The organism is Candidatus Bathyarchaeota archaeon, from assembly GCA_026014725.1.
Taxonomy (GTDB): Archaea; Thermoproteota; Bathyarchaeia; order Bathyarchaeales; family Bathycorpusculaceae; genus Bathycorpusculum.
Genome location: JAOZHV010000055.1, coordinates 1 through 4,797, shown reverse-complemented (window position 1 = coordinate 4,797; position 4,797 = coordinate 1). Strand labels below are relative to the sequence as shown.

At 42.6% G+C, this 4,797-nt stretch carries 6 protein-coding genes and 1 tRNA gene; 1 reads left to right on the top strand and 6 read right to left on the bottom strand.

Annotated elements, in window-relative coordinates; all coding sequences use genetic code 11:
* Nucleotides 1-726: hypothetical protein (locus NWE95_11870; GenBank protein ID MCW4004596.1), on the bottom strand; the 726-nt coding region annotated here is incomplete at its 3' end.
* A gap of 140 nt (nucleotides 727-866) precedes the next feature.
* On the opposite strand from NWE95_11870, the gene NWE95_11865 reads away from it, so the two are divergent.
* Nucleotides 867-1,019, top strand: coding sequence for a hypothetical protein (locus NWE95_11865; protein ID MCW4004595.1), 153 nt, complete (start codon nucleotides 867-869; stop codon nucleotides 1,017-1,019).
* A 17-nt stretch (nucleotides 1,020-1,036) separates the two neighbouring features.
* On the opposite strand, the gene NWE95_11860 is transcribed toward NWE95_11865, so the two are convergent.
* The 5 genes from NWE95_11860 to NWE95_11840 all read right to left on the bottom strand — a co-directional run bounded on the left by NWE95_11860 (nucleotide 1,037) and on the right by NWE95_11840 (nucleotide 4,752).
* Nucleotides 1,037-2,425 (bottom strand): transglutaminase-like domain-containing protein, encoded by a 1,389-nt coding sequence (locus NWE95_11860; GenBank protein MCW4004594.1) that lies wholly within the window; start codon nucleotides 2,423-2,425, stop codon nucleotides 1,037-1,039.
* A 58-nt stretch (nucleotides 2,426-2,483) separates the two neighbouring features.
* Entirely contained in the window at nucleotides 2,484-2,972 is a 489-nt protein-coding gene (locus tag NWE95_11855) for a hypothetical protein (protein ID MCW4004593.1), read from the bottom strand.
* Between the two features lie 215 nt (nucleotides 2,973-3,187).
* The gene (locus NWE95_11850) at nucleotides 3,188-4,075 is read right to left on the bottom strand and encodes a winged helix-turn-helix domain-containing protein (protein MCW4004592.1); all 888 of its coding nucleotides are present in this window, start codon (nucleotides 4,073-4,075) and stop codon (nucleotides 3,188-3,190) included.
* Nucleotides 4,076-4,084: 9 nt separating this feature from the next.
* Nucleotides 4,085-4,564, bottom strand: coding sequence for a hypothetical protein (locus NWE95_11845; GenBank protein MCW4004591.1), 480 nt, complete (start codon nucleotides 4,562-4,564; stop codon nucleotides 4,085-4,087).
* An 87-nt stretch (nucleotides 4,565-4,651) separates the two neighbouring features.
* Nucleotides 4,652-4,752 (bottom strand) — tRNA-Arg (locus NWE95_11840).
* Nucleotides 4,753-4,797: the final 45 nt, after the last annotated feature.

Genomic DNA, 4,797 nt, shown 5'->3' with positions numbered 1-4,797 from the left:
CTTCTTGAGCGCTTGAGTTTTCGCCTCAGCAGAAATTTCCGTCTGATCCAGTCGTGCCAAAGCGTTTCGAACATGGTCAGCGTCCAGGTTGCCTTGAGCATTCTTGTATGGCAGGTGCCTTAGGCTTCTGGGTGTAGTTTTGCCTTGCTCATCTTTTTGCCCGCCAGCCTCAATATACGCAAAGCAGTCGTCGGGCAGGTTGTTGATGTACTCAGTGTCCCACTCTGCCTCTTGCACGCCCGCTTTCCTTAGTGATTCCAAAACTTGCACGTTGGTCTCGGGAATACCTGGCACAGCCACAAGACTCAACTCGGCATTATGCAAACCATGCGGCGCTTTGCCGTCCACGACGTCTATGGCTTCGTAGTCTGCGCCGACGCTGACGTGCTGGATTAGACCTTTGCGGATTTTCTCAGCCGTCTCATCATCATAAATCTCCGCCTCATACCACAGGTTATGCCCATCCCAATCGGTCTTGGTTACTTTGCCGACAGCATTGGGCACAGCAACATGCTCAATGTAAACTGGAGCGTTAACCAACTTACCAGAGAAGGCTTGTAGCTCTTCAGAAGTGTAAACGTTAAAGTTACGGCTCATACCAGTCGTCATGGCGATGCCGCGAATGCGCAAGGGCTTATCAGCTATTTTCTCAAGGACTTGGAAAGGAAGGACAGCTGCCACGTGTTCTTTTATCCGTTTACAGTTAGCGCAGTTCTCTTGAGACATACCTCTGCAAACCTCTTTCTAAATCGTAATAAGGTATTTTTAGGCTTGTTTTGCTGAAAAAGGCTGTTGTTAAGCCTTATTAGACCTTAACAACAATTATTAAATATTAACAGACAGAAAACTATTGCAGGAGTCAGCGAATGCGAAAACACCCAGTAAGCATAGCCCTCTCAAACCGCATACTGCAAAAAATAGACCAAGAAGCCACACGGCAGAAAAGGTCAAGAAGCGAATGGATAGAACTCCATTTTGAAGCATTGTTCTTTACCGAACAAAAAATAGTTAACGCCTGAAATGCATTAGATATATCTCAGTTCCTCAAGAATTTTATAGGAAACCTGTATTGGGAGCTCCCCCAAGTACTCTGTGAACTGACCTCAACAGTAATTTCAAACTTTTCTTCACTTTCTTTTAATGGTTTCACTATTACTGGAAAGATTAAGCAGTCTGATGGAGACATTGTAGTGAAGTTGTTTTTAGGCGTAAATAGACAAGCATCATTTCTTTTCTGAATAGTGAATTCTTTCTTGAAATCTAAATCCTTGTATGCTGGATCGTCGAATGGTAACAATGAAAAAAAGCCCTTTGGAAAATTAAAAATAAAAGTGCAGTCCTTGAGTGTGTGCATACAAAGATTTGCCGCTCTAAACATTATGACCCTCTGTACATCAACTTTCACAGTGAGTTGCATTTCAACTTCTTTGCACTCTGCCAGCGAGGTTATTTCTTTCCCGTCTTCTGAAAAAACTGAGATGAAAACGTGAGGCTTTGTCAAAGACGGCATTTCAATGGCAGAAAACGTCATCATTGCAAAACCTATAGAAATCAAATTCAGAAGGTTATCTTGAATGTTTATTGGAAAACCAAAGGCACGAAAAGCAATTGCTATGGCGATTGGCAGTAAGAACAGAAAAACAAATCTGAGAACATAAAGATAACGTAACTTTCGTTCGTATAGTTTTCCGATTGAGCATAGCAATCCCTTCTTTCTTTTAAAATATAGACCATAAAAGAAACGACGAACTGAACTAGAGGTTATAACGAAAAGCAATATGAACATTAATATTGACAGCAGAGAGAACATTTCGGCTGAAATGATATTAATCCAAAATCCGCTTCTATAAAGATTGGTAACATCGTAAAAACTTGAGTTTTCGAACGCAAGGACTAAGATGAGGGAGGACTTCCAATCTCTTTCATATGTGTATCGGTCATTAATTCTTGGGTCTGATGGATCTAATGACGGGTCGAAATGTATCCATTCACCATCAACTTTAATTTCCACCCATTGATGATCGCCAAAGATGTTAGTGTCAAATCTGCATTCATAGCCATGAGCCAAACATAAAGCAGCATATAGTATCGCAAACTCTCCACAACGCCCTTTACCATAGTTGAGAATTTCAATTGGGTCAGTATGTCTTTCAATTTTGTCCCAAGTAAAATTCAAATGCTGATGTTCCCATAGAAACAGTTCAGTATAGTTGTAGCTCCTATCAAACCTGTTTCTCAAATCAAGTTTTATTCCATCATCATTGATTCTTTTCGAAACTTCCAAGTTACTCACAATTTGGAGTGCAATCAAACCAATCGAAATGAAAAGAGATACAATAATCAGGGCAACCATAAGCAGAGCTATCCATCGGAAAAATCTTTGCTTATCCTTTTTCAGGCTTGAATACAGGTTTAGTTTTTTCATTGAATCACTATTAGTTCTAAGTACGGAAAAAACTTGCGATAATTCAACATAGTAAATTTTACTCGTCAATTTGTTCTTGTTCATGATTATCTTGAATGTCTCGGTTGGTCTCTCCCCAAATTTCTATCGCAAAGCTAGTAAGTGCCCAGTGCCAGCCTCTTTTCTCAGCTATACGTTCTCCAAATTCCTTTTCCAAACGCTTATTCATTCTCACAATTCTTCTACTTATCTGGTGACGGGCAACTTTGAAGCGCTCAAGTCGCGTTTGCAAATCTTTAGGTAGCAAACCAGAGCTACCTGCTTCAAAGAGCAGTTGCAAAATTTCCTTGTCAACCTCGTCCTTGCAGGCTACACGTTCAATTAGTGGCTGCTCAAAATTGAATGAGCCTTTCAGTCCTGCAAAGATGGTTCGTAGCATGAGTTTTACCTCTTCTACTTCGGATAATGTCTTCTTGAGGAGCTGCTGATTATACTTTAAGCGGCCTATCTTGTCGCTTTGGCTGCGCTTCTTTTTGGTGCTTTGAACAGGGTTTTCAGCTGTTTCCATTCTAAAATGCTCACTCCTGTAAATCGGATACATTAACAGATGCAAAATCTAACGCTCCGCAATCTACATTGAATGCTTTCAAAACGCTAAGTCGTGAAAAGCATGGACTTTTTCCATGCCTTCGGTTATGTGCTAAAAGTGGTTTTGAACAGGTTTTCACTGCCATTAAAGCAATACTACGTACATAGCGAATCCTTGAATGCTCGCAGTAAACTCTAAGCGACATAGCCATCTTTGCCTCCAGCATTCCTAGGAGAACTTGGCTGACGATTACCTTCAGCGTCAAAAAGCTGCCTCAACGAACTGGTCAACTGGCTTATGTCGCTGCGCATTGCCGCAACTTCACCTTCAATGTTCCTCACTTTCTCCGGCATCTGCAAATACTCGATAACAGCATCCTTCTGCAGATGCTCTAACTCGCCAACAGACCAGCTATGATCAATCTTACGCTTGTCTGTCCGTACCGTAAAATAGCGACCAAACAAAGACGCAACCGGGTCCTCGACTGCCATCTCTCCAGCAATAACCTTTCCATCGCCTAAAACACAACCATACTTACTCACCAAAGCGTCACGAACACGATTAGCCAGGTTCATAGCTAAATTTGTAACTTCGATGGGATTCCTGCCACGAATAACCTCAACGTGCACAATCCAACTCCGAGTAGTCTTGCGAACCTTGACGCCTAACTCTGTTCCAAGAAGAGCCGTCCAGTTAGTCATCTCTATCTTCTTGAAGTTCCCAGGCATCAGCCCATCAGCGATAATCTCGTAGGCTATCTGGCACTTGTCAAACCTATACAGGCGACCTGGGAAAACTGTGCCCTCACATGACGCGAGCAACCTTTTACTTTCCGACGTCAACTCGTAGAATATGACGTTGCTCCGCTTCTCACGGCGGATAAGCCCGCACTCCTCAAGCTTTCTCACGTAGTACCAGGTATGTTGACGGCTTAAACCGATGATGCGGCCCGCCTTGGTTGGATAGTCCCCAACGTCTATCCGCATCAATAACGGGAGTACCCACATGCGAACTGTCTTAGTGTCAAATTTTACTCTAGACTTTGGAGAGCGAATGTTTTTACTTCCAGAAAGCTTTGCCAAAAGTTGCACCTACTCGTCATCGATTACTTTAACAGGTTTCTCGGGAAGTGCAGTTAGCTGCTGAATCTCATTCATCCTTGGAATGAGAATATCCTTCAGAACTTTGGCGCCTTCTTTCGAGGCAATGTACGGCAGAAAAGCTGCTGTCTTAGAACTCTGCAACAAGTAGGCTGACTCCAAATGCGATTTAATGAACCAGTACATCACACGCAAACTTATGTCCCAGTTCACGCTCTCTGCTTTGGACCGCGTCTTGTGATCCCAGATTGCGGGTGCCTCAACCTTAGCCGAAACCTGCAATAGCATGCCTTCGATTTCCTCCATTATCTTGAACAGGACAAAAACGTCGTTATTCTCAGGGTCCCAATGCCAGAAAACATCTTTGACTCCCCATTTAGCGAATAAGCCATCGATTTCACTTTTAGTGTAAAGAGCTTTCAATTTCGTGGTTTTGTACGGTAGGTTAGGGTCATCACTATAAATCTTCAAAATCTCAACTCCTCAAAATTTTACTTGAATTTTTTGAAAAAAAGAAAAAGAGGAAAAATAGGGAGTAGGCTAAATTCGCTTCGAGAGTGGCGGGCCCGCTGGGATTTGAACCCAGGACTTTCAGCTGTCTTCACACCCAAAAAGGGCGTTAGAAGGCTGACGCGCTATCCGTACTGCGCCACGGACCCACATGGGACACTTCATAATGAAATATTTCCCATATAATTTTATCC

Coding starts and splice junctions, on each gene's coding strand:
- NWE95_11865 (MCW4004595.1), top strand. CDS start 867: ATGCGAAAACACCCAGTAAGCATAGCCCTCTCAAACCGCATACTGCAA.
- NWE95_11860 (MCW4004594.1), bottom strand. CDS start 2,425: ATGAAAAAACTAAACCTGTATTCAAGCCTGAAAAAGGATAAGCAAAGA.
- NWE95_11855 (MCW4004593.1), bottom strand. CDS start 2,972: ATGGAAACAGCTGAAAACCCTGTTCAAAGCACCAAAAAGAAGCGCAGC.